We start from the raw sequence: 25,820 nt of genomic DNA, 5'->3' as shown, positions 1-25,820 counted from the left end.
AGAACGAGCCGAATAGCAGACTGAAAATCAGCCGGCGCGCCGGTACGGAGAATGGCGACGCCTGACGTAGGAATACTGGGATTCCGCGGCGGCAGGCGGCTCTCGGACGGGCCGGATCAATGGGGTGCGGGGGTCTGGGCGCCCCGCCGGGGTGGTGTGCCACCCGGTGGTCGTGCCTACCCGGGCGGGATGCCCCGCAAACAGCAACGAGCTGGTGCCCGTACCACTGGGGTACGGGCACCAGCTGCGCTCAACGCTTCAGCGTCAGGCGGGAACGATGTTCTCCGCCTGCGGGCCCTTCTGGCCCTGCGTGACATCGAAGTTCACCTTCTGGCCTTCCTGAAGCTCACGGAAGCCCTGGGTGGCGATGTTCGAGTAGTGGGCGAAGACGTCGGGGCCGCCACCCTCCTGCTCGATGAAGCCGAAGCCCTTTTCCGAGTTGAACCACTTCACGGTGCCAGTAGCCATATGCAAATTCTCCTTCGGGGCAGTGCCCGTGATCCGCACTGTGCGAACCTCGGCGTCGCCGCAATGATTGCCCCGCCCGGAAAAATGCATCCGGAAATAGAAAAGCGCCCGGCAACGTGAAGTCACCTAAGGCACTTGAAGTATCTATGGGAACCACAACTGCAACTGAGATCGAGACTAGCACGAAACGAGCTTCGGGGCACGGTGAGCCAGGATATTTCGCGCGTCGCCGCGAACCTTCACCCCAGGTTGAGCAAATCCCGGCGCCCCGGGCCCCGAATATTCACTTCATCGGCGGCTGTCGGACAGGAACGGATAGTCCGTGTAGCCCGTCTCCCCTCCTACGTACATCAGGTACCTGTCGCGGACCTGGTTGAGCGTTGCGCCCACGCGCAGCCGCTCGACGAGGTCCGGGTTGGCCAGGAACGGGCGGCCGAGTGCCACAAGGTCGGCGCCGGCGGCCAGGAGGCACTCGCCCTCGTGTCTGCCGCCGTCGGCGGGAATCCGCTCCCGAGGCAGCACGGGGTTGGCGATCAGCGTGCCGGTCCAGCGCTTGCGGAGGTCCTGGAAGAGCGGGTTGTCCGGGTCGGCGAAGACGATGTGCAGATAGGCGAGGTCCAGGTCCGAGAGGGCGTCGACGAGTGCCGGGTAGATGTCGTCGGTGTCTCCCTCGTCCATGCCGTTGACGGTGAGTCCCGGGGAGATCCGCAGGCCCACCCGCTCGGGGCCGATCGCGTCGGCCACGGCGCGGACCACCTCGACCACGAACCGGATGCGGCCCTCGACGGTTCCTCCGTAGGCGTCGGTGCGGTGGTTGGTGCCCTGGCCGAGGAACTGGTGGAGGAGGTAGCCGTTGGCGCCGTGCACCTCCACTCCTTCGAAGCCCGCCGCCACGGCCTTGCGGGCGGCTTCGGCGAAGTCGGCGACGGTGGAGCGGATGTCGTCGGGCGTCATCTCCTTCGGTACAACGGCGGGCTGGTGGCCGGTCGGGGTGTGGATGGTGTCGGGGAGCGGGACGGGTGAGGGGGCGACCGGTGTCAGACCGCCGCTGTTGTCGGGGTGCCCGATCCGGCCGCCGTGCTGGAGCTGGAGGAACATCCGGCCGCCGGCGGCGCGGACCTCGTCGGTCACGTGCCGCCAGCCCTCGACGTGGGCCTCGTTGTGGATGGCCGTGATGTTGGCGTAGGTCTGTCCGACGGCGTTGGGCGTGGACGCCTCGGCGATGATCAGGCCCGCGGTGGCGCGCTGCGCGTAGTAGGTGGCCATGACGGGCTGCGGGACGCCGTCCGCTGTGGCGCGGTTACGGGTCATGGGCGCCATCACGAGGCGGTTGGGCAGGGTCAGCGTGCCGAGGCGAGCGGTTTCGAAGAGGCGGGACGTCGTCATGGCGGTGCTCCTTGAATCAGGGTGAGTGGTGTGACGGTGTGCGGTGTGGCCGTTCATGACGTCCTCGCCGTGCGGCGGGCGGGGAATCCGTGGCTGCGGGCGGCGACGACCACGGCGAGTACGGGAATCAGGAGCAGGAGGACCGTCCGGGGGAAGGAGCGGGATCCGGCCAGGTCGAGGAGGATCCCGCCGGCGATTCCGCCGCCGGCCATGGCCACGTTCCAGAGGGTGACGAGCATGGCCTGCGCCGCGTCCGCCGACTCGCCTCCCGCGTCGCCCGCGGCGGTCTGCAGGAGCGTGGGAGCGCCGCCCCAGCCGAGACCCCACAGCGTCACGGCCGCGTACCAGGGCGGGGCTGTCGGACAGCAGGGCGAGTACGGCCGCCGCCACGGCGACCAGCAGCGCGGCCGCGACGGTCAGGGCGCGCAGGTGTCGGTTGATCAGGACGCCCACGATCCAGATGCTCGCCAGGGACGCGGCTCCGAAGGCGAGCAGTACGAGGTCGGTGGAGTTCCCCATGCCCACGCCGTCGAGGAACGTCGCGACGAACGTATAGAGGACGGTGTGGGCCAGAACGAAGACGAGGGTGACGAAGAGGACCGGGGGCACGCCGGGCACACGGAGCGCCCGCAGGATCGGCGGCCGGGTCTCCTGCCGCACTCCTGGCTGGTCAGGGACGGCCGCGGCGATCCATCCGAGCAGGGCGACGGTGAGGCCGGTCATGCTCAGAAACGCGGTCTGCCAGTTCACGGCCTTGCCGAGGAACGTGCCCGCGGGCACCCCCAGGGACAGTGCGACCGGGATGCCCGCCATCGCGATCGCGATGGCCCTGCCCTGGAGGTGGGCGGGCGCGAGGCGCCGGGCGTAACCGGCGAGGAGCGCCCAGGCCAGACCGGCGGCGACGCCCGCCCCGAACCGGGCGGCCATCGTGAGGGGGAAGTTCGTCGAGACGGCGGTGACCGTGTTGGCGACACCGAACCCCGCCATCGCCGTCATCAGGAGCCGCTTGCGGCGCCATCCGGCGGTCGCCGCGGTGAGGGGGATCGCCGTGAGGGCGGTGCCGATCGCATAGACCGTCACGGTCTGCCCGGTGGCCGATTCGCCGACTCCCAGGTCCCGGCTCATCGCGGGAAGCAGGCCCGCGGGCAGTGTCTCCGTCAGGCTCGTGACGAAGACGGCGGTGGCGAGCGCGAGCAGGGCGGGGAGGGGCAGTTTGTGCTTGTGCGCCGGGCCGATGACGGCGGCGGTGGCGGATGACCTGTCGGTCGGTTCTGTTCTGGTGACGTCTGCTCCGTTCATGCGACGACAGTGCAGGTCGGGGCTTCGGGAACGCTGATGGTCCGCTGACGGTCAGCGGCCGCGGCGTGTGTACGGTGCTCCCATGCGGTTCGGGGTGCTTGGTCCACTGACGGTGCGGGACGGCGACGGGGAGCCGGTCGCGGTTCCCGAGGTGAAGGTCCGGGCCCTGCTCACCGCACTGCTGGTCCACGAGGGGCGGCCCGTCTCCGCCGACCGCCTCATCGACGGGCTGTGGGGCGACGACCTTCCTGGAAACCCCGCCAACGCCCTCCAAGCGAAGGTCTCCCAACTGCGCAGGGCGCTCGGCCGGGACCGTGTGGTGCGCCAGGCGCCCGGTTACCGGCTCCGCCTCGACGAGGCCGGTGACGAAGTGGACGCGCACCGCTTCCTGAACCTGGTGGACCGGGCGGGATCCGCGGTGGGCCCGCGCGAACGGGCCGAACTCCTCACCGAGGCACTGGAGTTGTGGCGCGGTCCGGCGTACGCGGATTTCGCGGACGAGGAGTTCGTACGTGCTGCTGCGCAGCGCCTGACGGAGCAGCGGCTGGCCGTCCTCGAGGAACGGGCCGAGGCGCTCCTCGAGTCGGGCGACCTCACGCTCCTGACCGGGGAGCTGGCGGGCCTCGTCGCGCGCCATCCGCTAAGGGAACGGCTGCGTGCCGTCCAGCTGCGGGCGCTGTATCTGACGGGTCGGCAGAGTGAGGCGCTGGCCTCGTACGCGGAGCTTCGGGGCCGGCTCGCGGACGAGCTCGGGCTCGACCCGAGCCCCGAACTCGCCGCGCTCCACGCGGCGATCCTGCGCCAGGACCCGTCGCTCGCCCCTCCCCCGGTCTCTCCTGCGGGCGCTGTGCCTCAGTCCGCACCTCCCCGGTCGAACCTTCCCGCCCCGCTCACGGCGCTCGTGGGCCGTGACCGTTCGCTGGCCGAGATCGCTCGGCTGCTCTCCACGGAACGGCTGGTCACGCTCACCGGCCCGGGCGGGGTCGGCAAGACGCGGCTCGCGGTCGAGGCGGCGCGTCGAACCCAGGACGCACCCGACGGGGTGTGGCTGGTCGAACTCGCCGGTGAGCGCGGGAGCGTGGCCGATCTGGCGCAGGTCGTCTCGGCGGCGCTCGGCCTGCGGGACGACGCGCTTTCGGGGCCGCCCGGGCAAGGCGCGCCGGCCGCGCCCGAGCAACGGCTCGCCACAGCTCTGCGGGACCGCAGGTCGCTGCTCGTCCTGGACAACTGCGAGCAGGTCGTCGAGTCGGTGGCGCAGCTCGCCGATACGCTGCTGAGCCGGGCGCCGCACCTGCGGCTCCTGGCCACCACCCAGGAGCCGCTGTGCGTCGCCGGAGAGACGGTGCATGCGGTCGAACCACTGCAACCCGAGGACGCGGTACGCCTGTTCACGGCGCGCGCCGCGGCGGCTTCCCCCGGTTTCCCGCTCGACGGAGCCTCTCCCGAGACCTGTGCGGCGGTACTGGAGATCTGCCGGCGCCTCGACGGGATCCCGCTCGCCCTCGAACTGGCTGCGACGCGCGTACGGGCCCTGGGTGTAGGGGAGTTGGCGGCCCGGCTCGAGGACCGCTTCCGGGTACTCACGTCGGGGCGACGGGGTGCCCCGCCGCGTCAGCAGACCCTTCGGGCGGTCATCGACTGGAGCTGGGACCTGCTCAGCGCTCCTGAGCGGACCGTGCTGCGCCGCCTGGCCGTGCACCGCGACGGGTGCACTCTGGAGGCGGCGGAGGAGGTGTGCGCGGGCGGCGGGGTGCGCCGCGACGAGGTTCTCGACCTCGTGACGCGGCTGGTCGACCGGTCGCTCGTCGTCGTGGTGACCGGCCCCGGAGGTACGGGCCCCCGCTACCGGTTCCTCGAGTCCGTCGCCGCGTACGCGACGGAGCGCCTGCACGAGACCGACGAACTCGACGGAGTACGCGACCGGCATCTGCGCCACTACACGGAACTCGCCGAGCGTGCCGAGCCCCGGCTCCGTGGGCGCGGGCAGCGCGAGTGGCTCGGCCGGCTCGACGCCGAGACCGCCAATCTGCGGGCGGCGCTCGACGAAGCCACGCGGCGCGCGTCGACGGGTGGTGCGGCCGAGGACGCCGTGCGCCTGGCGACCGCCCTGTCCTGGTGGTGGCTGCTGCGGGGCCGACCGAGCGAGGCCCGTCGTGCCCTGTCTGCCGTACTCGCCGTGGCGCCGTCCGCGGGCGAACTCCGGGTACTGAGCGATGCCTTCGGGCTGATGACGGGAGAGCGGCCCCCGGCGACGCCGTGCCCGGACGCCGCGGTCGCCGATCCTGTGCGGCGGGGGCGCGCCGTGTGGTTCTCCGCGTACGGCCTGTTCAGGTCGGGTGACGTCACCGCCAGCGAGGAGGCCGTCGCGCAGGCGCTCGCCCTCTTCGCCGCCGAGGGCGACCGGTGGGGTACGGCCGCGGGTCTCGGGCTGCGGGCGATGCATGCGCTCATCCGCGGGGACCTGGACGCGCTCGGGCGCGACGGGCTGCGCAGCGCGGCGCTCTTCCGTGAACTCGGGGACCGGTGGGGCGAGTTGCAGACGGTGGAGCCACTGGCGGCGCTCGCCGAGATCAAGGGTGAGTACGCGGAGTCCGCCCGGCGCCATGAAGAGGGCCTGCGTATGGCGCGGGAACTCGGCCTGGACGCGGAGGTCTCCGCCCGGCTCTCGGGCCTGGGCCGGCTCGCGCTGCTCGAGCGCGGCTGGGACCGGGCCGCCGACCTGCACGAGCAAGCCCGGCGATCAGCGTCCGAACAGGGCTACAAGTACGGGGAGCTCCACGCCGAGATGGGCCTGGCCCTCGGCGCACGCCGCTCCGGCGACCTCGACGCGGCGGAGGCGCATCTGTTGCGCATCCGCGACGAGTTCGGTGACGTGTCGTCGGAGGCGGGCGATCATCTGCTCCAGGCGGAACGGGGCTTCGTCGCCGAACTGCGCGGGGATGCGGGCGGGGCGGCAGCCCACCATCTCCTCGGCCTGGACGTCGCCTGCGCCATCGGCGAGCCGCGCGCCGTGGCCCTCTCCCTGGAGGGCCTGGCGGGCGCGGCAGCACTCACCGACGCCGCGGGTCGGGCGGCCGAGCTCCTCGGGGCCGCAGACGCGGCCCGCCGCAGCGCGGGCGCCCCACTCCCGCCCGCGGAACGCGGCGACGTGGACCGCGTCACCGCGAGGGCGACGGCGGCGCTGGGTGAGACGGCCTTCGCGCAGGCGTACCGGGAGGGCGCGAATCTGTCCCCGGAGAAGGCGGCGGACACCGCGCGGCTCCACTTTCACGCTGCCGCGTCAGACCGAGCTCCTGGGGGCTAGGGAGCGCCGGGGACGAGGTCCACGGCCGCGTGTTCCGGGCGCGGGATGCGCGACGCGCTCGCGGGGGCGCCCGCGCCTACCCAGTACGCAGTCCTGCCATTCGGCGACGAGGCCGGGCCGAGGTCTTCCGGCCGCCGAGGGTCACCTCTCCCCCGTCGCCAACAGGCGCCGCTCTCCCGCCTCGCCGTCATGATGGATCGGTGTGCGCGAGGTGGTCAGGGGTGCGCCCGTGCCGCCCTGCCTCGACGCGATGATTTCCGCGGCGATGGACAGGGCCGTCTCCTCGGGTGTGCGGGCGCCGAGGTCCAGACCGATCGGCGAGTGCAGGCGCGACAACTCCTCGTCGCTCAGGCCGACTTCGCGCAGGCGGCGGTCGCGGTCCTCATGGGTGCGGCGTGAGCCCATCGCTCCGACGAACGCGACGGGCAGCCGTAGCGCGATCTCCAGGAGCGGGATGTCGAACTTCGCGTCGTGGGTGAGCACGCACAGGACCGTGCGTTCGTCGGTCGTGGCGCGCCGCAGGTAGCGGTCCGGCCAGTCGACCACGATGTCGTCCGCCTCGGGGAAGCGGGCCCGCGTGGCGAAGACGGGGCGGGCGTCGCACAACGTCACGTGATAGCCGAGGAACTTGCCCGCACGGACCAGCGCCGCCGCGAAGTCGACGGCGCCGAACACGATCATCCGGGGCGGCGGCACGCTCGACTCGACGAACAGCGTCAGGTCGGCGTCGCAGTGGGAGCCGTCGGCCGAGAGGTCGAACGTACCGGTGCTGCCCGCCGCGAGCAGGGCCCGCGCCTCGGCCGCCACGGTCCGCTCGAGGCCGGATCCTCCGTCGAGCCCTCCCTCGTACGAGCCGTCCGCCCTCACGAGCAGCGCTCCGCCGCGCAGTTCGTCCGGTCCGCGGGCCACCCGGGCGAGCGCGGCCGTCCCACCCCGGGCGGCGGCCGCGAGCGCCGCCGCGAACACGGGCCTGTCCGGCGCGTCGGCGCGCACCGGCGTGACGAGGATGTCGATGACCCCGCCGCAGGTGAGCCCCACGGCGAAGGCGTCCTCGTCGCTGTAGCCGAACCGCTCCAGGACGGACCCGCCGTCCTGGAGCACCTGCACACACAGTTCGTAGACCGCCGCTTCGACGCAGCCTCCGGAGACCGAGCCGATGACGGTGCCCTCGCTGTCGACGGCGAGGGCGGCGCCGGGCTGGCGGGGTGCGCTGCCGCCCACCGAGACGACGGTGGCGACGGCGAAGTCCCGGCCCTGCCCGGCCCACCGGTTCAGCTCGTCGGCGATGTCAAGCATCGCCGTCACCTGCGGCAGGGGCCCCGGCCGACAGTACGCGGTCGGGCCGGATCGGCAGGTGCCGGTGCCGGACGCCGGTCGCGTGCCAGACCGCGTTGGCGACGGCGGCCGCCGCGCCCACGATGCCGATCTCGCCGATGCCCTTGATCCCGACGGGGTCGTCCGCGTCCGGATCGTCGACCCAGTCCGCCTCGATCAGGGGTACGTCGGCGTTGGCGGCGAAGTGGTAGCCCGCGAAGTCGGCGCCGACGTGACCGCCCGTGGCCTGGTCCCTGATCGCCTCTTCGTGCAGTGCCATGGACAGTCCCCAGATCATCCCGCCGATGAACTGGCTGCGCGCGGTCAGCGGGTTGACGATCCTGCCGGCCGCGAAGACGCCGAGCATCCGCCGTACGCGTACCTCGCCGGTGGTGACGTCGACGGCGACCTCGGCGAACTGGGCGCCGAAGGAGTGCCGTTCCTTCTGGGTGAGGGAGCCGACGGCGGCGCTGGTGTCGGATCGCACGGTGATGCCCTGCGGCGGAATGTCGCCGCCCAGGGCCAATTGCTCCCGCAGGTCTCGCCCGGCGGCCGTGACGGCCCAGCCCCAGGAGCGGGTGCCCATCGAGCCGCCCGAGATCGCCGCCGGGCCGAAGTCGCTGTCGCCGATGCGCACATGGACGCGCTCCCCGGCCACGCCGAGGGCCTCCGCGGCGAGCAGGGTCAGCGCGGTCCGCGCCCCCGTGCCGACGTCCGACGCGCCGATCCGCACCGTGAAGGTGCCGTCGGCCTCAGCGGTCACGGCCGCCGTGGACGGTGCCACGATCACCGGGAAGGTGGCCGCCGCCGTGCCGGTGCCGAGCAGCCAGCGCCCTTCGCGCCGCACGCCGGGACGTGGGTCCCGGTCCGCCCACCCGAACCTGCGGGCCCCCTCGTCGAAGCAGGCCAGCAGGTTGCGGGAGCCGAACGGCAGGCCGGAGACCGGGCCCACGTCCGGCTCGTTGCGGGCACGCAGCGCGATCGGGTCCATGCCGCACTGTTCGGCGAGTTCGTCGAGCGCGGACTCCAGGGCGAACGAGCCCGGAGCCTCACCGGGCGCGCGCATGAAGGTCGGCGTCGGCACGTCCAGGCGCACCACCCGGTTGACGCTGCGGTGAGCGTCGGCGGCGTACATCGGACGCCCGAACCCGGCGCTGGCCTCGACGAATTCGTGGACCGTCGACGTGAGGCTGTGCGCCTGATGGTCGAGAGCACGCAACCGCCCGTCGGCGTCGGCACCGAGCCTGACGCGCTGGGCCGTGGGGCTGCGGTAGCCGACGAGCGAGAACATCTGACGTCGGGTCATGACGACCCTGACCGGGCGGTCGAGTACGGTCGCCGCCATCACGGCGAGGATCTGGTGCACGCGCACACCCTTGGACCCGAAGGCACCGCCGATGTGCTCGGACCGCACCCGCACCGAGGCCGGGTCGAGCGAGAACAGTTTCGCCAGCTCCTGCGCCACCCACATGCTGCCCTGGTTGGAGTCGACGATCTCGAGGCGTCCGCCGTCCCAGCGCGCCATCGCCGCGTGCGGTTCCATCGAGCTGTGGTGCTCTTCCGGGGTGGTGTACTCCGCGTCCACGACATGGACGGACGCGGCGAGTTCGGCCGCGAGGTCGCCCTTCTCCGCCAGCATGCCGTCGCCGTCCGGAGTGTAGATGCCGGCGTGTCCGGCGGAGAACGCGACGTCGTGCGGCTCCTCGTCGTACCGCACCACCAGCGCCTCGGCGGCCTCCCTGGCCTGCTCGGAGGTCTCAGCGACAACCAGCGCCACCGGCCAGCCCACGAACGGCACCCGGTCGTGCTGGAAGACCTCGACGATCGGGTCGGGCCGCCCCAGCATGCCGACGTAGTTCCCGTCGACGCGCGGCGCGTTGCCGTGGTGCAGCACAGCCAGCACCCCGGGCATCCCGCGGACGGGGTCCGACTCGATCGAGCGGATGCGGCCGCGGGCGACGGTGGACAACACCAGCCAGCCATGGGCGAGTTCGGCGGCGGGGACATCCCCCGCGTACCGGGCCGCCCCGGTGACCTTCTCCAGCCCCTCCACCCGGGTGTACGAGGCGCCGACGGTGCCCGTCACCAGGGTTGCCGTGGTCGTCGTGGTCATCGGACGGCCTCCTCGGCGAGCTCGGTCAGGACGGCCACGACGAGATTGCGCATCAGCGTCACCTTGTATCCATTGTGGGGCAGCGTCTCGGCGGCCGCGAGTTCGGCGTCCGCGGCGGCGGCGAAGGCCTCGGCGGTCGCGGGGCCGCCGGTCAGGGCGCGTTCGGCCTCGTGAGCGCGCCAGGGCCGGGACGCGACCGCCCCGAAGGCCAGGCGCACTTCGTGGACCGTTCCGTCCCGGACGTCGAGCGCCGCGGCGACGGAGCCGATCGCGAACGCGTAGGAGGCGCGCTCGCGGACCTTGCGGTAGCGGGACAGGGCGGCGACGGGCGCCGGGGGCAGGATGACAGCGGTGATCAGCGCGCCGGGCGGCAGAGCGGTCTCCACGTGCGGGGTCTCCCCCACGGGCGAATAGAACTCCGCCAGCGCCAACTCGCCCGGGCCGTCGACCGTTTCGTACGAGACGACCGCGTCGAGCGCGGCGAGCGCCACTCCCATGTCCGAGGGGTGGACGGCCACGCAGTGCGCGGAGGCTCCGAGGATCGCGGCGTTGTGGTGCTCGCCCTCGATCGCGGGGCAACCGCTGCCGGGCGTCCGCTTGTTGCAGGGTTTGGCCAGGTCGGTGAAGTAGCCGCAGCGCGTGCGCTGGAGCAGATTGCCGCCGACGGTGGCCATGTTGCGCAGCTGACCCGAGGCACCGGCGACGACGGCCTGCGCCAGCATCGGGTAGCGGCGCCGCACTTCGGGATGGGCGGCGAGGTCGCTGTTGGTGACCGTCGCACCGATGCGCAGGCCGCCTTCCGGCGTCAACTCGATCTCTCCGAGCGGCAGTTCGCGTACGTCGACGAGCCGGGCGGGCCTCTCGACGCCGGTCTTCATCAGGTCGACGAGGTTGGTGCCGCCGCCCAGACAGCGCGCGTCGGGGTCGGCGTCGAGCAGGGCGACCGCGGCGGGCACGTCGAAGACGCGCTCGTATCCGAACTCCTTCATGCGACAGCCTCCGTTCCTGCGGCGCGGGCGACGGCGTTGACGATCGACACATAGGCGCCGCAGCGGCACAGATTGCCGCTCATCCGCTCCCGGATCTCGTCGGCGGTCAGCGCCGGAACGCCCGCCTCCGGCCGTACGTCGGCGGTCACGGCGCTCGGCCAGCCCGCCGCGTGCTCCTCGATGACCGCGAGGGCCGAACAGATCTGGCCAGGCGTGCAGTAACCGCACTGGTACCCGTCGAGATCGAGGAAGGCCTGCTGCACCGGATGCAGTCCGTCGGCGCCGGCCACGCCCTCGATGGTGGTGATCTCACGCCCCTCGGCCGCCACCGCGAGCTGCAGGCAGGAGACGGCGCGACGGCCGTCGAGGAGGACGGTGCAGGCGCCGCACTGGCCCTGGTCGCAGCCCTTCTTCGTGCCCGGCAGATCGAGGCGCTCGCGCAGTGCGTCGAGCAGGGTGGTGCGGTGGTCGACGGGCAGCGTGTACTTCTCGCCGTTGATGTTCAGCGTGATGACGCTGGACGTCGATGGGGCCATGATCAGCCTTCTTTCGCTCATGGGGTGAGAGGGCTGTACGTAGAGGGAGAACGTCGGGGTTCCGCGCCTGTCGCGCGCTCGGCGGCCGAAAAGTCGCTTGCGGTGGTCACCAGCTCTCCACTCGAGCCGGGGCTGCCGCTATGGTGGAGCCAAGCGGACAACTGTCCACTACGCCGTACGCTAACGGACAGCTGTCCGCTTAGCAAGGGCATACCGATTCTTGGCACTGGCGTCGGATTCGCGATTCCCGGAAGGGGGACGGGTGCAGCCGAAGAAGGAAGCGCCGCTCCGCTCGGACGCGCAACGCAATCGCGACCGCATCCTGGAAGTGGCGCTGACCGAGCTGACACGGTCGGCGGACGCCCCACTGAGCGCGATCGCCAAGAAGGCATGCGTCGGCCAGGGCACGTTCTACCGCAACTTCCCCAACCGCGAGTCCCTCGTGCTCGAGGTCTACCGCTACGAGATGCAGCAGGTCGCCGACACCGCGTCCCACCTGCTCGCCACCCGCGCGCCCGACGAGGCCCTGCGCGCGTGGATGGACCGCCTCGCCCAGTACGCCATGGCGAAGGCCGGTCTGGCGGACGCGCTGCGCCAGGCCACCACGCGCGGCAGCCTCGCCGCCCTCGGGCACGGCCCGGTGACGGCGGCCATGTCGCTCCTGCTCACGGCGAACGAGGAGGCGGGCACGATCCGCCCCGGAGTGACACCGGAGGACTTCGCACTCACCATCGCCGGGCTCTGGCAGATCGACCCGCACGGCGACTGGCAGTCCCGCGCCGGGCGGCTGCTCGACCTCGTCATGGACGGCCTGCGCGCCGGTGCGCCGGGAGCCGCCTGAGGCGGGCGAGTCGCGCGCGGCCTCGGGCCGACGGCCAGGTCAGGGTGTGGGCGGCCGAGGCCGCGGGGGTCTGGGCTGCCCGTCGTCCAGCACGTCGGGGCTCGTTACGGGTGGCCAGACCGGCCGGTGCGTGGGAGGCAGCGACAACAGGGCCTGGCCGACGGACCGTTGGGCGGGGAGGAGATCGACACTGCCTGTCTGGGTGAGCAGTTCGGTCAGCCGGCGCCCCGCCCCCGCGAGAAGGAGCTTGCCGCCGCGGCGGTCCAGGAGCCACCGCATGGCCAGCAGGCAGTAGAGACCGCGTGAGTCACAGAAGGAGAGCGCGGTGACGTCGAGGACGAGGTACGGGTGACCCGCGTCGACGCAGGCGCCGAGCGTGCCCAGGAAGAGTCCCTCAGCGCTCTGGTCGAGTTCGCCGCTGACCCGCAGCACCGCGCAGCCGTCACAGCTCGCCAGCTCGGTGATCATCAAGCGATGGCTCTGCGTGGACATCACACCTCCATCCGGCCGACGTACGAAGGCCTTGGCGTCGAGCCTCGCACACACCGGCGCCCGTTCCCGAACCGGACAAGTGCTCCGGGGCGGCACGATCAGGCCGTGCCGGGCCCCGGTTCACGCCGACGGGTGCCGGGCGACCGTTGCGGTGAGGGTCTCCCACCATGCCCCCGATCGCGCGTGACGTCACGGGTCCGGCGGGGAACAGCGTGGGCGTGCACCCCGCCGGCGTGTGGCCGACGGGGTGTACGGCGCGCCCGCGCAGGTTTCTTCAGCTCTTGCCGAGCATCTTGTTCATCCGCTCGATCTCGGCGGTCTGCGCGGTCACCACGTCTGCGGCGAGGCGCGTCGCGGGGCCGTACGTGCCGTCGGTCTTCTCGGTCCTGCCCATCGCGACGGCGCCCTCGTGGTGCTTGACCATCATCGCGAGGAATTTCTTGTCGAAGTCGTCGCCGGACGCCTTCTTGAGCTCGTCCATGTCACCGGCGCTCATCATGCCGGGCATGGACGAGGACATGTCGTGGCCCATGCCCGACATGTCGGCGGGGACTTCCTCACCCCATGCGGTGAGCCAGCCGGACATCTCCTCGATCTCGGGGTCCTGGGCCCCCTTGATCTTGGCGGCGAGGCTCTTCACGTCCTTAGACGCGGCGCGGCCCTCGGCCAGTCCGGCCATCTCCACGGCCTGCCGGTGGTGCTGGATCATCTCCTTGGCGAAGGAGACGTCGGCGCTGTTGCGGCTGCCTGCATTGCTGTGGCCGTCGGCCTGGGCCGACGCGGCCGGACGGGAAGCGGACTCCTTCGCGCCCATGTCGTGGCCCCCGGCCGGCTTGTCGCTGCCGCATGCGGCGAGGACCAGGGCGGCCGCCCCTGCGGTGCCGGCGACAAGGGCGCGGCGGACGAACGTGCGGTGTGCGGTCATGCGGAACTCCTGATGCTGATCTCGGTGAAGGGCTCGCGTGAGCGCGGCGCCGCCCCTTGGGGGATGCGGTACCGCGCGGGCCGTTCTAGATCCGCAGGAGTTGGAGTTCGGAGAGTGACGGTGGGGCACGGCCGCCGTCGGGGCCGCTGCCGGCCGAGGAAGTACGGACCTCGGGGCGGGCGGGGCAGGCGATCACGTCGGGGAGCAGCGCGGGGGCGACTGCCGGGGGGCCTGCGACGGAGGCGGAGGCGCAGACCGAGTCGGCGTGCGCCATGTGCCCTTCGCAGCCACCGTCTCCGTGGTCACACATGTCGGGAGCAGAAGCCTTGACGCCTTGACGCTCGGGCCCGGCACGGTCAACCGCGTCAGCGGCGCCACTCGTCGCGGGCGCGGCCGCCGGGTGCATCTCGCCGTGCGCGCCTGCCGGTACGGGTCCCAGGCCGTGCATGCTGAGCAGGCCAAGGAGCACGGCGCCGACGAGCAGCCCGAGGAGCCGCAGCGTCAACTGCGGTCGCGTGGGCTGTCCTGGGCGGGTGGTCACCGCTGCATCGTAGGCAGAAGGGATTGGCGGGCGCGCTCCGGGGCCGCCACGGATCAGCCGTTCGTGGCCGGCCCCGGTTCGCCCGGAACCGCCGTACGGGTTCCCCGTAGGCCCTCCCCGTAAATGGATGCGGCCGGAGGCCGGGGACAGCTTCGCCCCCGGCCTCCGGCCGCACTTGTGCCGGGAGCCTCAGGCCGCGGCGGGGGCGGCCTGCTCGCTCAGGCGGCCGACGACCTCGGTCAGCGCGGTCACGACCTCGGAGTCGTCGGCGGGGTGGGTCTCGGCGAAGCGCGTGACGGAGCCGGGGATGGACAGCTTCACGTCCTCCAGGACCGCGGCACCGGCGATGCCCGCGGCCTTGCGCACGTCGTCCTGCGCCCACACGCCGCCGTACTGGCCGAACGCGGTGCCGACGACGGCGACGGGCTTGCCGGAGATCGCGCCGGCGCCGTAGGGGCGGGACAGCCAGTCGATGGCGTTCTTCAGGACGGCCGGCATGGTGCCGTTGTACTCGGGCGAGAAGAGGAGGAAGGCGTCGGTCTGACCGGCCGCCTCGCGCAGGCGCGCGGCACCGGCGGGGACGCTTCCCTCGACGTCGATGTCCTCGTTGTAGAAGGGCACGTCGGCGAGGCCGTCGAAGAGCTGGATGTCGACGCCGGCGGGCGCGTGCTTGGCGGCGGCCTCGGCGAGCTGACGGTTGTGGGAACCGGCGCGGAGGCTGCCGACGAGGGCGAGGATGCGAACAGACATGGCATAACTCCAGATAAGGGCGTACGGGTCTCATGCACGGTCCAACCGGACCGAAGTCCGTTTAAAGTTGTACCACCTATCCGGACCGCGGTCCACTTGTCCGTTCCCGGCGCTACTCTGAAGCCATGACCGGCCCCATCCCCCCTCTCGTCACGACGTCCGGCACCCAGGGCGGCCCGACCGACCTCGCCCTGACACCGGCGGGCGAGCAGCCTGCGCTGCGCGCGGACGCGGCGCGCAACCGCACACGCCTACTGGAGGCCGCGTCGCGCCTGCTGTCCGGGTGCGGGGCGGCGAACCTGACCATGGAGGCGGTGGCGAAGGCGGCCGGGGTCGGCAAGGGGACGGTCTTCCGCCGCTTCGGCGACCGCACCGGGCTGCTCATCGCCCTCCTGGACCACCGGGAGCAGCAGCTTCAGGCCGCGTTCCTGTCGGGCCCGCCGCCACTGGGCCCGGACGCGCCCGCCCTGGAGCGCCTGCACGCCTTCGGACCCGCCCTCATCCGCCACGAGCGGGACCACCACAAGCTGATCCTCGCCGCGCGCACCGACCCCCTGCGCAACTACGCGGTCCCGGCGAACCGGCTGCGCCACACGCACGTCATGCTGCTGCTGCGCCAGGCGGGCGTGGAGGGTGACACCGATCTCCTCGCGCACACGCTGCTGGCCGCCGCGGACACCGCGCTCGTCCACCATCTGACCGTCGAGCGGGGCATGCCGCTGGACCGCGTGGAGGCGGGATGGCACGACCTGCTCGACCGGCTCGCGCGAGAGTCCTGACCGGCGCTTACGTGAACACCCTGACCGGCTCGCTCAGACGCCGGACGGGTGAGCAGTCACGAAGCCTTCTCCGGCCCGTCCGGGCCCCAGTTTTCGGGCCCCGCACCGTGCCAGTCGATCAGTTCCGGGTCATCGACGGTCGTGTCCGTCTCGGGAAGGCCCGCGGCACGCAGGAATTCCAGGACGTCGAGCAGGTTGTAGGCGGTCCCCGCGTCCTTGCCGCGAATCGTCACCCGCCGGCCGCCGTCAGGCAGGGGCGGGTGCACGGTCACGGGCGCACCTTCGGGCATACCTCCAGAATGGTCCCGTCAACCCGAAAACGCACCCCCAACCGAACTGATATCCGAAAACCAGGCCCCGCCTACGCCACCCTCGCCTGCCGCCGGTAACCGCCCGGGGCGAGCCCGTACTCCCGCTTGAACGCCTTGGCGAAGGCGAACTCAGAGCCGTATCCGGTGCGCGCGGCGACCGCCGTCAGGGGCGCGTCGGACTCCCGCAGCAGCCGGGCCGCCGTCGTCATGCGCCAGCGGGTCAGATACGCCATGGGCGGCTCCCCCACCAGCGCGGCGAACCGCCTGGCGAACGCGGCGCGGGACAGACCCGCCCGCTCGGCCAGCCCCTCGACGGTCCACTGGATCGACGGGTCGTCGTGAATCGCCGCAAGCGCGGGCGCGACAGCCGAGTCCCCGAGCGCCGCGGCCCAGCCCTGCGCCGCCGAGGCCGGCTGATCGTCCAGCCAGGCGCGCAGGATGTAGAGGAGCAGCGAGTCGATCAGGGTGGGCACGATGCCGTCCGAGCCGATCCGCGGATTCTCCAGCTCGGAGCCGAGGAGCTGGACCGCGACGCTCAGTTCCGGGTGGCGGCCGTGCCGCGTCGGCAGGTGGACCACCTCGGGCAGCTGGCGCACCAGCGGGTGCGGGCGGCCCTGGTCCAGGTGGTAGTTGCCGCACAGCAGGCTGGTCTCGGGGCCGTCCCCGCCGAGCGTCACCGAGCCGATCGGCGACCCCTCCCGGAAGTGCTCGGCCCTGGGCTCCTCGGCCCGGCTGGAGGGGTGGTCGGCGAGGATGTGGCCCCGCCCGTCGCGCAGGAAGACGACATCGCCCGGGCTCAGCGGGATCGGCTTCAGATGCGGGGCCGCGTCCTCCAGCGGGACCAGCCAGCAGGTCCCGTACAGCACCACGTGGAATCCCGCGCCGGCGACCGGGGGCAGCCGCAGGCCCCAGGGGGCGCGGCCGTTGGTGCGGACGGACGCCGGGTGTCCCGTGCGCATCGAGGCCAGCGCCTCGGTGAGGATGTCCATCCGGCCTCGCCCTCCCTGGTGCGGCCCGTCCCGGTCAGACCGTCAGGACAATCTTGCCCTGTACATGCCCCGAGGCGACCAGCTCGTGCGCCTTGCCCGCCTCCGCCAGCGGGAACGTCTCCTCGACGTGCGGACGGATCGCGCCCGCGTCGACGAGTTCGGCGATCGCCTCGAGCGCGGCGTAGTCCGGCTCGACCGAGATGCCGGCGAAACGCCGCCCGGCCGCCTCCACCCGCGCGGCGAGCTCCGGGTCACCGTGCTCCAGGATGCTGATGAGCACGCCGCCGGGACGCAGCGCGCCGAGGGACCGATCACCCTGGGCCAGCGAGTCGAGGACGATGTCGGCGTCCTTGACGACGTCGGTGAATTCGGCGGTCCGGTAGTCGATGAGCTCGTCGGCGCCGAGGCCGCGGAGGAAGTCGTGCCGGGCCGCACTGGCCGTGGCGGTCACATGGGCGCCCCGCGCCTTGGCGATCTGCACGGCGAAGTGGCCGACACCGCCTGCCGCCCGCTGGATCAGGACCCGGTCGCCCTCCTTCACGCCGGCGGCCTGCACGAGGCCCTGCCACGCGGTGAGCGCGGCGAGGGGGATCGCGGCGGCGTGCACGTGGTCGACCGACGCGGGCTTACGGGCCAGCTGGCGGGACGGGGCCGCGACGTACTCGGCGTAACCGGTGGCGGCGCGGGGGAAGAACGGCATCCCGTAGACCTCGTCGCCCACGGCGAACCGGCTGCCGGGGGCGGCCTCCTCGACGACCCCGGAGATGTCCCAGCCGACGCCGAACGGGGGCTCGCCGAGCAGCGGGAAGGCGCCGGACCTGGCGGCCACGTCCACCGGGTTGACCGCGCTGGCGTGCACCTTGACGAGGACCTCACCGGAGAGCGGCTTCGGCCGCTGCGTCTCGACGACCTCGAGAACCTCGGGACCACCGAAGGACTTCTGAATCACTGCACGCACGGTAACTCTCCCTGTTTCAGCTGGAGTTGAGGACACCGACCCCGGATCCGGCCCGGCACCCTGCTCGATGTCCTGAACCATAGGGAGATCGAACGAGCCGCTGAATAGCCTTCCGTCTCGTCTACATGTCCCAGCGTCTCGTTGACCGGGACCCTCGGGCATGTCCTCCCCAGAGGGACAATCGCACCGCCGGCCGGCGTGCTGCGGCAGACTTCCGGTGCCGTCGGCCACCCGTGGACCCCAAAGCCGTGGCCCGGATCACATGAGGACGAGGCTGACCTCCGGAATGCCATGGAGGCCGGAACGGTTGGCACACGCGGATTGCATGCTTGTGCACATACCGACTGGTACCTATGAGGAGCCCTCTGTGACTGACGCCGCGTCGCCTGTTTCCCGCGCTGCCGAGATCCTGTCCCGCCCTGTCGCACTGAACGGTCTGAAAGTCCCGAACCGCATCGCGATGGCGCCCATGACGCGCATGTTCTCGCCGAACGGCATCCCGGGTGAGGACGTTCGGTCCTACTACTCCCGCCGCGCCGCCGCGGGCGTGGGCCTGATCGTCACCGAGGGGACCTACGTCGGCCACGACTCGGCCGGCGAGAGCGACCGGGTGCCGCGCTTCCACGGCGAGGAGCAGCTGGCCGGCTGGGCGAAGGTCGCCGAGGACGTGCACGCGGCGGGCGGCACGATCGTGCCGCAGCTCTGGCACATCGGCATGGTGCGCCAGCAGGGCAAGCCGCCCTTCGCCGAGGCCCCGGCCGTCGGCCCCTCGGGCCTTCGCATCGACGGCACCGAGGGCACGGGCAAGGCGATGACACAGGGTGACCTGGACGACGTCATCGGCGCGTTCGCGCAGGCCGCCAAGGACGCGGAGCGCATCGGCTTCGACGGCGTCGAGGTGCACGGCGCCCACGGATACCTGCTCGACCAGTTCCTCTGGGCCGGGACCAACCGCCGTACCGACGGCTACGGCGGCGACGCCGTGGCCCGCACGAAGTTCGCCGCCGAGATCGTCGCCGCGATCCGCGAGAACGTCTCCCCCGGATTCCCGGTGATCTTCCGCTACTCGCAGTGGAAGCAGGAGGCCTACGAGGCGCGGCTCGCCGAGACCCCTGAGGAGCTCGAGGCGATCCTCAGCCCGCTCGCCGCGGCCGGCGTCGACGCCTTCCACGCCTCCACCCGCCGCTACTGGAACCCGGAGTTCGACGGCTCGGACCTGAACCTGGCGGGCTGGACCAAGAAGCTCACCGGCAAGCCCACCATCACGGTCGGCTCCGTCGGCCTCGACGGCGACTTCATCCGCGCCTTCATGGGCGAGGGCTCCGCGGTCAAGGGCATCGACGACCTCCTCGACCGCCTGGAGCGCGACGAGTTCGACATGGTCGCCGTCGGCCGCGCCCTGCTCCAGGACCCGGAGTGGGCGGCGAAGGTCCTGGAGGGCCGCTTCGACGAGCTGAAGCCGTACGACGCGGCAGCAGCGCTCAAGACCCTGAGCTAGGGCCTGCCTCCACTCCTGCGGCCGTCCTCCACGGCACCCTCACACGAACAAGGACAAACCGGCCTCGCGCCCCGGTTTATCCTTGTTCGTGTCAGCGGGACTCCGCTCGAACAATCCGTCGCCCTGCTGACTCGGCGTCACGCGCTCGGACCGCTCAGCGACCGTGCCCGCTCGAGCCGGTCGGAGGATGCTGTGACAGGGGTGTGACGCAGGCGCATTGCGGCAGGCGACGTGCGCTTGTGATGATGCACGGTATGTCTGAGTACGGGGGCGCGGTGGACGAACCGCCGCAGACACCAAGGTCACGACTCGCCGACTACGCGGAGATGAGCGGCGCGCCTGCCGCCGAAGCGCCGGTGACGCCCTCACCCCCGCCTTCGCCCCCACAGCCGGATCCGCAGCCGGATCCGCAGCCGGATCCGAAACAGATCGCCCGGAGCGCAGAGCCCGTCGTCGCGGATCCGGTGGCCGACGATCCCGAAGCGGAGGCACGCAGGCGGGCGTTCGCCGCGTTGCTGGGCGAGTTCCGGCGGACGGCGGTGCTGGTCCCGCTCGGCGACGAGGGCGGCCCGGACGGCGAACCGGGGCTGCTGACCGCGGACTTCAACGGCATCCGCTTCATCCTCGCCTTCTCCGACGAGCAGGCACTGGCCCGGTATGCCCAGGCCCGGGGCGAGTTCGCGCGCGAGTGGACTTACCGGACGATTCTGGGCGCGAAGCTGCTGGACGTGGCAGTACCCGCGGCCGGAGTGCCGTGTGGGGTAGCACTTGACTGTGCGGACGGGCCGGACGGCATGGTGTTTCCGCCGGTTCGGGGCATCGTGCCGGACGAGGCGGCGGTCGACCGTGACGAGGGCGAGAGGGGCAGCTCATGACCGGCGACGGAGGCGGCGGTGGCGGTGGCGGTGCGGGCGGCGGCCAGGACCTCAAGACCGGCGGCCTGGATCTGATCGCCAAGGGCCTGACCGAGGCCCTGGCCGAGCTGAAGGAGCTCGGCATGGTGGGTGAGGCCGGGGCCGGGCGCGGCTTCGGGGACATCGCCCTGTCCGGCCTGGAGTTGGGGCACGAAGGGCTGACCGGGGAGTTCAAGTCGTTCTGCGAGCGCTGGGAGTGGGGCGTGCGCTCGCTGGTGAACGAGGGCAACGGATTCGCGGTGAAGACCGGCCTGTCCGCCGGCACCTATTACGAGACCGAGCAGTATGTCGAGGGATCGTTCAAGGTCGTCGCGAACTCCGCGATCGGCAACCCGTACGCCACCGAGGAAGAGGTCACCCAGAAGGGCTGGAAGGACATCGCCACGTCGGGCGCGTACGGCGGCGTGGACTACAGCAAGGAGTCCTTCGACCAGGCGCTCGCCAACAGCGGCCAGGGCTGGAAGGACGCGGGCCGAGACGTCATGACGTCGCACACGCTGGGCCCCGCGGGCCTCAACCCGGAGAACCTGCACAACGCCCTCGGGGTCTCCGACGACGACTACGACCAGATGCTCGACGACACCTTCGGCCCGTCGCCCGAGGAGCGGGCGAAGGCCGCCGGACAGCAGCAGGGCGGGGGCGAGGGCTGATGGGGCTCGGCGACATCGTCGACGGCGTCAAGGGCGGTATCAACAAAGGGCTTTCGGCCGGCGAGGACCTCATCGACGAGGGCAAGAAGAAGGTCGGCGAGGGCGTCGACTACGCGACGAACAAGGTCGGCGACGGGCTGGACTACGTCGGTCTGCACGGTGCCGCGGACGCGGTGGAGGACTGGGGCGACGACGTCGCCTCGGATCTGGGTGCCACGCCCGGCGAGCAGCAGCTCGGACAGACCGAGGAGGCCAACGAGCTCGTCCACGGCAACCCGGACAAGATCCGCGAGTCCTCGAAGCATCTCAAGGACTTCCACACCGCGTTCGACCATGTCTCACAGGGGATGAAGAAGGTCGACTCGTCCGGGTGGGCGGGCGAGGGCGGTGACGCGTTCCGCAAGAAGTTCGGCGTGCACCCGACCAAGTGGGCCCAGGCGTCCGACGCGTGCGACAAGGCGGCCGGCGCGCTGGACGCGTACGCGGACACGGTCAAGTGGGCGCAGGGCAAGGCCATGGAAGCCGTAGAGCTGTACAAGAAGGGGCAGCAGGCGTCCAAGGACGCGGTTGACGCCTACAACAAGAAAGTCGACGCCTACAACGCCAAGATCAAGGCGAACGAGGACCCCGGCGCGAAGCCCGAGCCGTTCCAGGACCCCGGCAAGGCCGACATCGACAAGGCCCACGAGACGCTCGCCGAGGCGCGCAAGCAGCGCAACACCGCGGCCTCCGACGCCCAGGGCAAGGTCAAGGCGGCCCTCGCACACGCTCCCGCCGAGCCGCCGCCGCTCGACCGCCTCGGCAACGACCTGGTAGACGGCTACCAGGCCTACAACACGGAACTCACCCACGTCGTCGGCGGCGCCCTCAAAGGCACTGCGGGACTGCTCAACTTCGCCCGCGGCCTGAACCCCACCGACCCCTACAACCTCACGCACCCGGCCGCGTACATGCAGAACGTCTCCATGACGCTCTCCGGCCTCGTCTCCACCGCCGCGCACCCCGAACGCATCGTCACCGCCGCCGTCGACGGCTTCAAGAAGGACCCCTCCGAGTTCGTGGGGCGCCTCCTTCCCGAGCTCATCGGCACCAAGGGCGCCGGACTCGCCCGCGGTGGCCTGCGCCTGGGGCTCAAGAAGGGAATGGAAGAAGGTGCGGAGACAGGCGTACGGCGCGCCACGCGCGATGCCGAGCGCCACGCCGAGCCCGACGGGCAGAAGAAGTGCAATGGCACCGACCCGGTCGACCTCGCCACGGGGCTCATGTATCTGCCCCAGACCGACGTCGAACTGCCGGGAGCGCTACCGCTCGCCTTCACGCGTCGCGCCGAGTCCGGGTACGAGCTCGGCCGTTGGTTCGGGCCTTCCTGGTCGTCGACGCTGGACCAGCGCCTGGAGATCGACGCGCAAGGGGTGGTCTTCGTCACCGAGGACGGTCTCCTTCTCGTGTATCCCCATCCCGCTCCCGGGGTGCCCGTACTGCCCTCGCACGGCCCCCGTCGCCCACTGAACCGTGTCGACAACGGTTACACGGTCAGCGATCCGGGCACCGGGCGCGTCTGGCACTTCGCCGACCGGGGCGAGCGATCGGCGGTGATCGAGCAGATCGATGACCGCAACGGCAATTGGATCACCTTTGAGTACGACTCCGAGGGCACGCCGCTGACCATCACCTCCAGCGGAGGCCACCATCTGGTGTGCGCCGTTTCCGGCGGACGGGTCCGTGCTCTGGCGCTGGCCGACGCTGCCGGCGGCCGCGGGAACCTGGAGATCAAGAGGTACGGCTACTCGGACGAGGGCCATCTCACCGAGGTCTTCAACTCCTCCGGGCTCCCGCTGCGCTTCAGCTACGACGAGCGCGGCCGCATCACCTCCTGGACCGACACCAACGACCGCTCGTACACCTACGAGTACGACGACCGGGACCGCTGCGTGGCCGAAGGCGGAGCGGAAGGCCATATGGCTCTTCGCCTGGCCTATGCAGAGCCTGACCCGCGCACAGGGCACCGCGTCACCACGACGACGACCGGCGAGGGCCACACCCGGCGATTCCTCGTCGATGCCTCGCACCGTGTGATCGCCGAGACGGACCCGCTCGGAGCCACCACCCACTACCGACGTGACCGCTTCGACCGGCTCTTGTCCCGCACCGATCCGCTCGGAAACGTCACCGCCTTCCGGTACGACGAAGCGGGCAACCTCATCCACGTGGTGCGCGCCGACGGGCGCGAGGCCCACGCCGAGTACAACCAGCTCGGCCTGCCGGTAAAGGTGACCAATCCCGACGGCACGACGTGGCGCCAGACCTATGACGAACGCGGCAACCGCCTGACTGCCACGACCCCTGCCGGTGCGACGACGCACTTCACCTACGACGCGGCGGGCCGCCTCACCTCCGTGGTCGACCCGCTCGGCGCCACCACAGCAATTCGCTGTGATCGTGCGGGCCTTCCGGTCGAGGTCACGGATCCGCTCGGTGCGACCACCACGTACGAACGTGATGCCTTCGGTCGGCCTGTCGCCGTCAGGGACCCGCTCGGGGCGACGACCCGCCTGGAATGGAACACCGAGGGCCGGCTCATTAGCCGTACCGCTCCGGACGGCAGCACCGAGACGTGGTCGTACGACGGGGAGGGCAACTGCACCGCCCACACCGACGCCGTCGGCAACGTGACGCGAAGCACCCACACGCACTTCGACCTGACGGCCACACGCACGACGCCGGACGAAGCGCAGTACACGTTCACGCACGACTCGGAACTGCGCCTCACCGAGGTCACCAACCCGCAGGGCCTCACTTGGAGTTACGAGTACGACAGCGCCGGGCGGCTGGTCCGGCAGACCGACTTCGACGGACGTAGCGTCCACTACGAGCACGACGCCGCCGGGCGCATGACGGCCCGGACCAACACCCTTGGCCAAACGGTGCGTTACGTCTACGACGAGCTCGGCAGGGTCGTGCGGAAGGAGACCTCCGCGGGAGCCACCACCTTCGCCTACGATCTCACCGGCCGGCTCGCCCGGTCCGACGGGCCGGACAGCTCGATCGCCATCCTGCGGGACCGCTTCGGGCGCGTGCGTTCCGAGACGGTCGACGGTCGCGTACTGAGCTATTCCTACGACGAGTTGGGGAGGCGGACCGGGAGGACCACGCCCAGCGGCGCCGAGTCCGCCTGGACCTACGACGTGGCAGGGCGCAGCGTGCAGCTGACGACCGCGGGGCGTGATGTGGGCTTCGCGTACGACGCCGCCGGCCACGAGATCGGTCGCCGCGTCGGGACCTCCCTCGCACTGGCCAACTCCTTCGACGAGCTGGGCCGCCTCACCTCGCAGTCTGTCACCGCGCCGGGCGAGGGCCGATGCGTCCAGCGCCGCGCGTACACCTACCGCGCGGACGGCCACCTGCTGGGCGTCGAGGATCTCGTGTCCGGCACCCAGCGGTTCGAGCTGGACGTGATCGGCCGCGTGACCGGCGTCGAGGGCAACGGCTGGTCGGAGTCGTACGCCTACGATCTCGCGGGTAATCTGACCGCTGCCTCCTGGCCGAACGAGCATCCCGGCCATGCGGCCACCGGCGCGCGCTCGTACTCCGGAACCCGCCTCACCCGGGCTGGACGTGTTCACTACGAGCACGACGCGCTGGGCCGTGTCACCGTGCGCCGCAAGCGCCGCCTCTCGGGCTCGACAGAGGTCTGGCGCTACGAGTGGGACCCCGAGGACCGACTCGTCTCCACGGTCACCCCTGACGGCAGGCGGTGGCAGTACACGTACGACGCGCTGGGGCGACGCAGCGCGAAGACCTGTCTGGCACCCGACGGCGAGACCGTCATCGAGCGCACCGTGTTCACCTGGGACGGCACGAACCTTTGCGAGCAGGTGACGGTGTCCCCGGAGCTGCCCCGACCGGTCGCCCTCACCTGGGACCACGCCGGGCAACGGCCCATCACCCAGACCGAGCGGGTGCTGGCACCCGGGTCACCGGGCGAGGAGCGCCCGATGACCCCGCAGGAGGTCGACTCGCGGTTCTTCGCCATGGTCACCGACCTGGTCGGCACTCCCACGGAGCTCATAGACGAGTCCGGGGACATCGCGTGGCGCCGGCGCAGCACCGTGTGGGGCACGACGGCCTGGGCGAGTGACAGCAGCACGTATACGCCGCTCCGTTTCCCCGGGCAGTACTTCGACCCGGAATCCGGGCTGCACTACAACTACTTCCGCCATTACGACCCCGAGACGGCACGCTATGTCTCACCCGATCCGCTCGGCCTGACTCCGGCACCCAACCCCTCCTCTTACGTGGACAACCCGCATACCTGGTCGGACCCGCTCGGGCTCGCGCCGGAGTGTCCGCCCAAGGGCGAGCATTCCAACCCCTTCGAGCGCCGGGAGGACGCCGAGAGGGCCGCCTTCGAGGTGGCCGGCGTCCCCTACGGGGCCACCCCGGACGCGGAATGGGTGGTCATGGGGGACAAGACCCTCAAGCACATGCCCGGGCACGTCTACTCGAAGGACCCCACCCACTGGGGCAACTTCCGGCAGTTCGAGACTCCGGACGGCTCCAGAGTGGTCGTCGAGCACACTCACGATCCGGCCGGACCCCACTTCCACGCCGGGGCACCCAAGGGCTTCACCGAGGCGGACCGGAGCCGAGACCTCGTCAACTTCGGCTGGGACAACACGCGAGAGGGCTACAGCACGATGGAACGCTATCGCGCGTTGGACAAACCGGGCGGAGACCACCACTTCTTCCACAAGAACAACTGA

Annotated in this window: 20 protein-coding genes and 1 pseudogene; 7 read left to right on the top strand and 14 right to left on the bottom strand. The window is 71.4% G+C overall.

Annotated features, from left to right (window positions below):
- Window positions 1-264: 264 nt before the first annotated feature.
- From OG574_RS38510 to OG574_RS38500, 3 genes and pseudogenes are all read right to left on the bottom strand, one after another.
- Window positions 265-468 (bottom strand): cold-shock protein, encoded by a 204-nt coding sequence (locus OG574_RS38510; RefSeq protein ID WP_100598391.1) that lies wholly within the window; start codon window positions 466-468, stop codon window positions 265-267.
- A gap of 288 nt (window positions 469-756) precedes the next feature.
- On the bottom strand, window positions 757-1,854 hold the full coding sequence (locus OG574_RS38505; RefSeq protein WP_326776976.1) for an alkene reductase: 1,098 nt from the start codon (window positions 1,852-1,854) through the stop codon (window positions 757-759).
- 53 nt (window positions 1,855-1,907) lie between these two features.
- Window positions 1,908-3,153: pseudogene (locus tag OG574_RS38500) on the bottom strand (MFS transporter).
- An 82-nt stretch (window positions 3,154-3,235) separates the two neighbouring features.
- Between OG574_RS38500 and OG574_RS38495 the strand changes: the two are divergent.
- Window positions 3,236-6,457 (top strand): BTAD domain-containing putative transcriptional regulator, encoded by a 3,222-nt coding sequence (locus OG574_RS38495; RefSeq protein WP_326776975.1) that lies wholly within the window; start codon window positions 3,236-3,238, stop codon window positions 6,455-6,457.
- Between the two features lie 141 nt (window positions 6,458-6,598).
- On the opposite strand, the gene OG574_RS38490 is transcribed toward OG574_RS38495, so the two are convergent.
- From OG574_RS38490 to OG574_RS38475, 4 genes are read right to left on the bottom strand one after another with little or no spacing between them, the layout of a single operon-like run.
- The gene (locus tag OG574_RS38490) at window positions 6,599-7,753 is read right to left on the bottom strand and encodes an XdhC family protein (RefSeq protein WP_326776974.1); all 1,155 of its coding nucleotides are present in this window, start codon (window positions 7,751-7,753) and stop codon (window positions 6,599-6,601) included.
- Window positions 7,746-9,884 (bottom strand): xanthine dehydrogenase family protein molybdopterin-binding subunit, encoded by a 2,139-nt coding sequence (locus OG574_RS38485; protein ID WP_326776973.1) that lies wholly within the window; start codon window positions 9,882-9,884, stop codon window positions 7,746-7,748. The genes OG574_RS38490 and OG574_RS38485 overlap by 8 nt, the downstream gene beginning before the upstream one ends.
- Window positions 9,881-10,873, bottom strand: a complete 993-nt coding sequence (locus OG574_RS38480) for an FAD binding domain-containing protein (protein ID WP_326776972.1) — start codon at window positions 10,871-10,873, stop codon at window positions 9,881-9,883. The genes OG574_RS38485 and OG574_RS38480 overlap by 4 nt, the downstream gene beginning before the upstream one ends.
- The gene (locus OG574_RS38475) at window positions 10,870-11,409 is read right to left on the bottom strand and encodes a (2Fe-2S)-binding protein (RefSeq protein ID WP_326776971.1); all 540 of its coding nucleotides are present in this window, start codon (window positions 11,407-11,409) and stop codon (window positions 10,870-10,872) included. Before OG574_RS38475 ends, OG574_RS38480 begins: the two co-directional genes overlap by 4 nt.
- Before the next feature lie 262 nt (window positions 11,410-11,671).
- Here OG574_RS38475 and OG574_RS38470 point away from each other — a divergent pair, with 262 nt between their 5' ends.
- Entirely contained in the window at window positions 11,672-12,250 is a 579-nt protein-coding gene (locus OG574_RS38470) for a TetR/AcrR family transcriptional regulator (RefSeq protein WP_326776970.1), read from the top strand.
- A 39-nt stretch (window positions 12,251-12,289) separates the two neighbouring features.
- Here OG574_RS38470 and OG574_RS38465 read toward each other — a convergent pair whose 3' ends face one another.
- The 4 genes from OG574_RS38465 to OG574_RS38450 all read right to left on the bottom strand — a co-directional run bounded on the left by OG574_RS38465 (window position 12,290) and on the right by OG574_RS38450 (window position 14,958).
- The gene (locus OG574_RS38465) at window positions 12,290-12,742 is read right to left on the bottom strand and encodes an STAS domain-containing protein (RefSeq protein ID WP_326776969.1); all 453 of its coding nucleotides are present in this window, start codon (window positions 12,740-12,742) and stop codon (window positions 12,290-12,292) included.
- 274 nt (window positions 12,743-13,016) lie between these two features.
- Window positions 13,017-13,667 (bottom strand): DUF305 domain-containing protein, encoded by a 651-nt coding sequence (locus OG574_RS38460; protein WP_326776968.1) that lies wholly within the window; start codon window positions 13,665-13,667, stop codon window positions 13,017-13,019.
- Window positions 13,668-13,752: 85 nt separating this feature from the next.
- Entirely contained in the window at window positions 13,753-14,208 is a 456-nt protein-coding gene (locus OG574_RS38455; protein ID WP_326776967.1) for a DUF6153 family protein, read from the bottom strand.
- Between the two features lie 189 nt (window positions 14,209-14,397).
- Window positions 14,398-14,958 carry an NAD(P)H-dependent oxidoreductase gene (locus tag OG574_RS38450; protein ID WP_326776966.1) on the bottom strand — a complete coding sequence of 187 codons (561 nt, stop codon included), beginning with the start codon at window positions 14,956-14,958 and terminating at the stop codon, window positions 14,398-14,400.
- A 125-nt stretch (window positions 14,959-15,083) separates the two neighbouring features.
- Between OG574_RS38450 and OG574_RS38445 the strand changes: the two genes are divergently transcribed.
- A complete protein-coding gene (locus OG574_RS38445; RefSeq protein ID WP_326776965.1) occupies window positions 15,084-15,737 on the top strand; it encodes a TetR/AcrR family transcriptional regulator in 654 nt (217 codons plus the stop codon).
- Window positions 15,738-15,793: 56 nt separating this feature from the next.
- Here the strand turns inward: OG574_RS38445 and OG574_RS38440 are convergent, their stop codons facing one another.
- From OG574_RS38440 to OG574_RS38430, 3 genes are all read right to left on the bottom strand, one after another.
- Entirely contained in the window at window positions 15,794-16,009 is a 216-nt protein-coding gene (locus OG574_RS38440; protein WP_442816872.1) for a hypothetical protein, read from the bottom strand.
- Between the two features lie 89 nt (window positions 16,010-16,098).
- A complete protein-coding gene (locus OG574_RS38435; protein WP_326776963.1) occupies window positions 16,099-17,037 on the bottom strand; it encodes an AraC family transcriptional regulator in 939 nt (312 codons plus the stop codon).
- A 34-nt stretch (window positions 17,038-17,071) separates the two neighbouring features.
- Entirely contained in the window at window positions 17,072-17,995 is a 924-nt protein-coding gene (locus OG574_RS38430) for an NADP-dependent oxidoreductase (protein ID WP_326776962.1), read from the bottom strand.
- Window positions 17,996-18,320: 325 nt separating this feature from the next.
- On the opposite strand from OG574_RS38430, the gene OG574_RS38425 reads away from it, so the two are divergent.
- The 4 genes from OG574_RS38425 (at window position 18,321) to OG574_RS38410 (ending at window position 25,820) form a co-directional block, all read left to right on the top strand.
- Window positions 18,321-19,493 (top strand): NADH:flavin oxidoreductase, encoded by a 1,173-nt coding sequence (locus OG574_RS38425; RefSeq protein ID WP_442816871.1) that lies wholly within the window; start codon window positions 18,321-18,323, stop codon window positions 19,491-19,493.
- Window positions 19,494-19,747: 254 nt separating this feature from the next.
- The gene (locus OG574_RS38420) at window positions 19,748-20,368 is read left to right on the top strand and encodes a hypothetical protein (RefSeq protein WP_326776960.1); all 621 of its coding nucleotides are present in this window, start codon (window positions 19,748-19,750) and stop codon (window positions 20,366-20,368) included.
- Window positions 20,365-21,057 (top strand): hypothetical protein, encoded by a 693-nt coding sequence (locus OG574_RS38415; protein WP_326776959.1) that lies wholly within the window; start codon window positions 20,365-20,367, stop codon window positions 21,055-21,057. The genes OG574_RS38420 and OG574_RS38415 overlap by 4 nt, the downstream gene beginning before the upstream one ends.
- Window positions 21,057-25,820, top strand: a complete 4,764-nt coding sequence (locus tag OG574_RS38410) for a putative T7SS-secreted protein (protein WP_326776958.1) — start codon at window positions 21,057-21,059, stop codon at window positions 25,818-25,820. The genes OG574_RS38415 and OG574_RS38410 overlap by 1 nt, the downstream gene beginning before the upstream one ends.

The organism is Streptomyces sp. NBC_01445 (assembly GCF_035918235.1).
GTDB lineage: Bacteria > Actinomycetota > Actinomycetes > Streptomycetales > Streptomycetaceae > Streptomyces.
The sequence above is the reverse complement of the archived record's forward strand: the minus strand, read 5'-3'. Positions and strand labels throughout refer to the sequence as shown.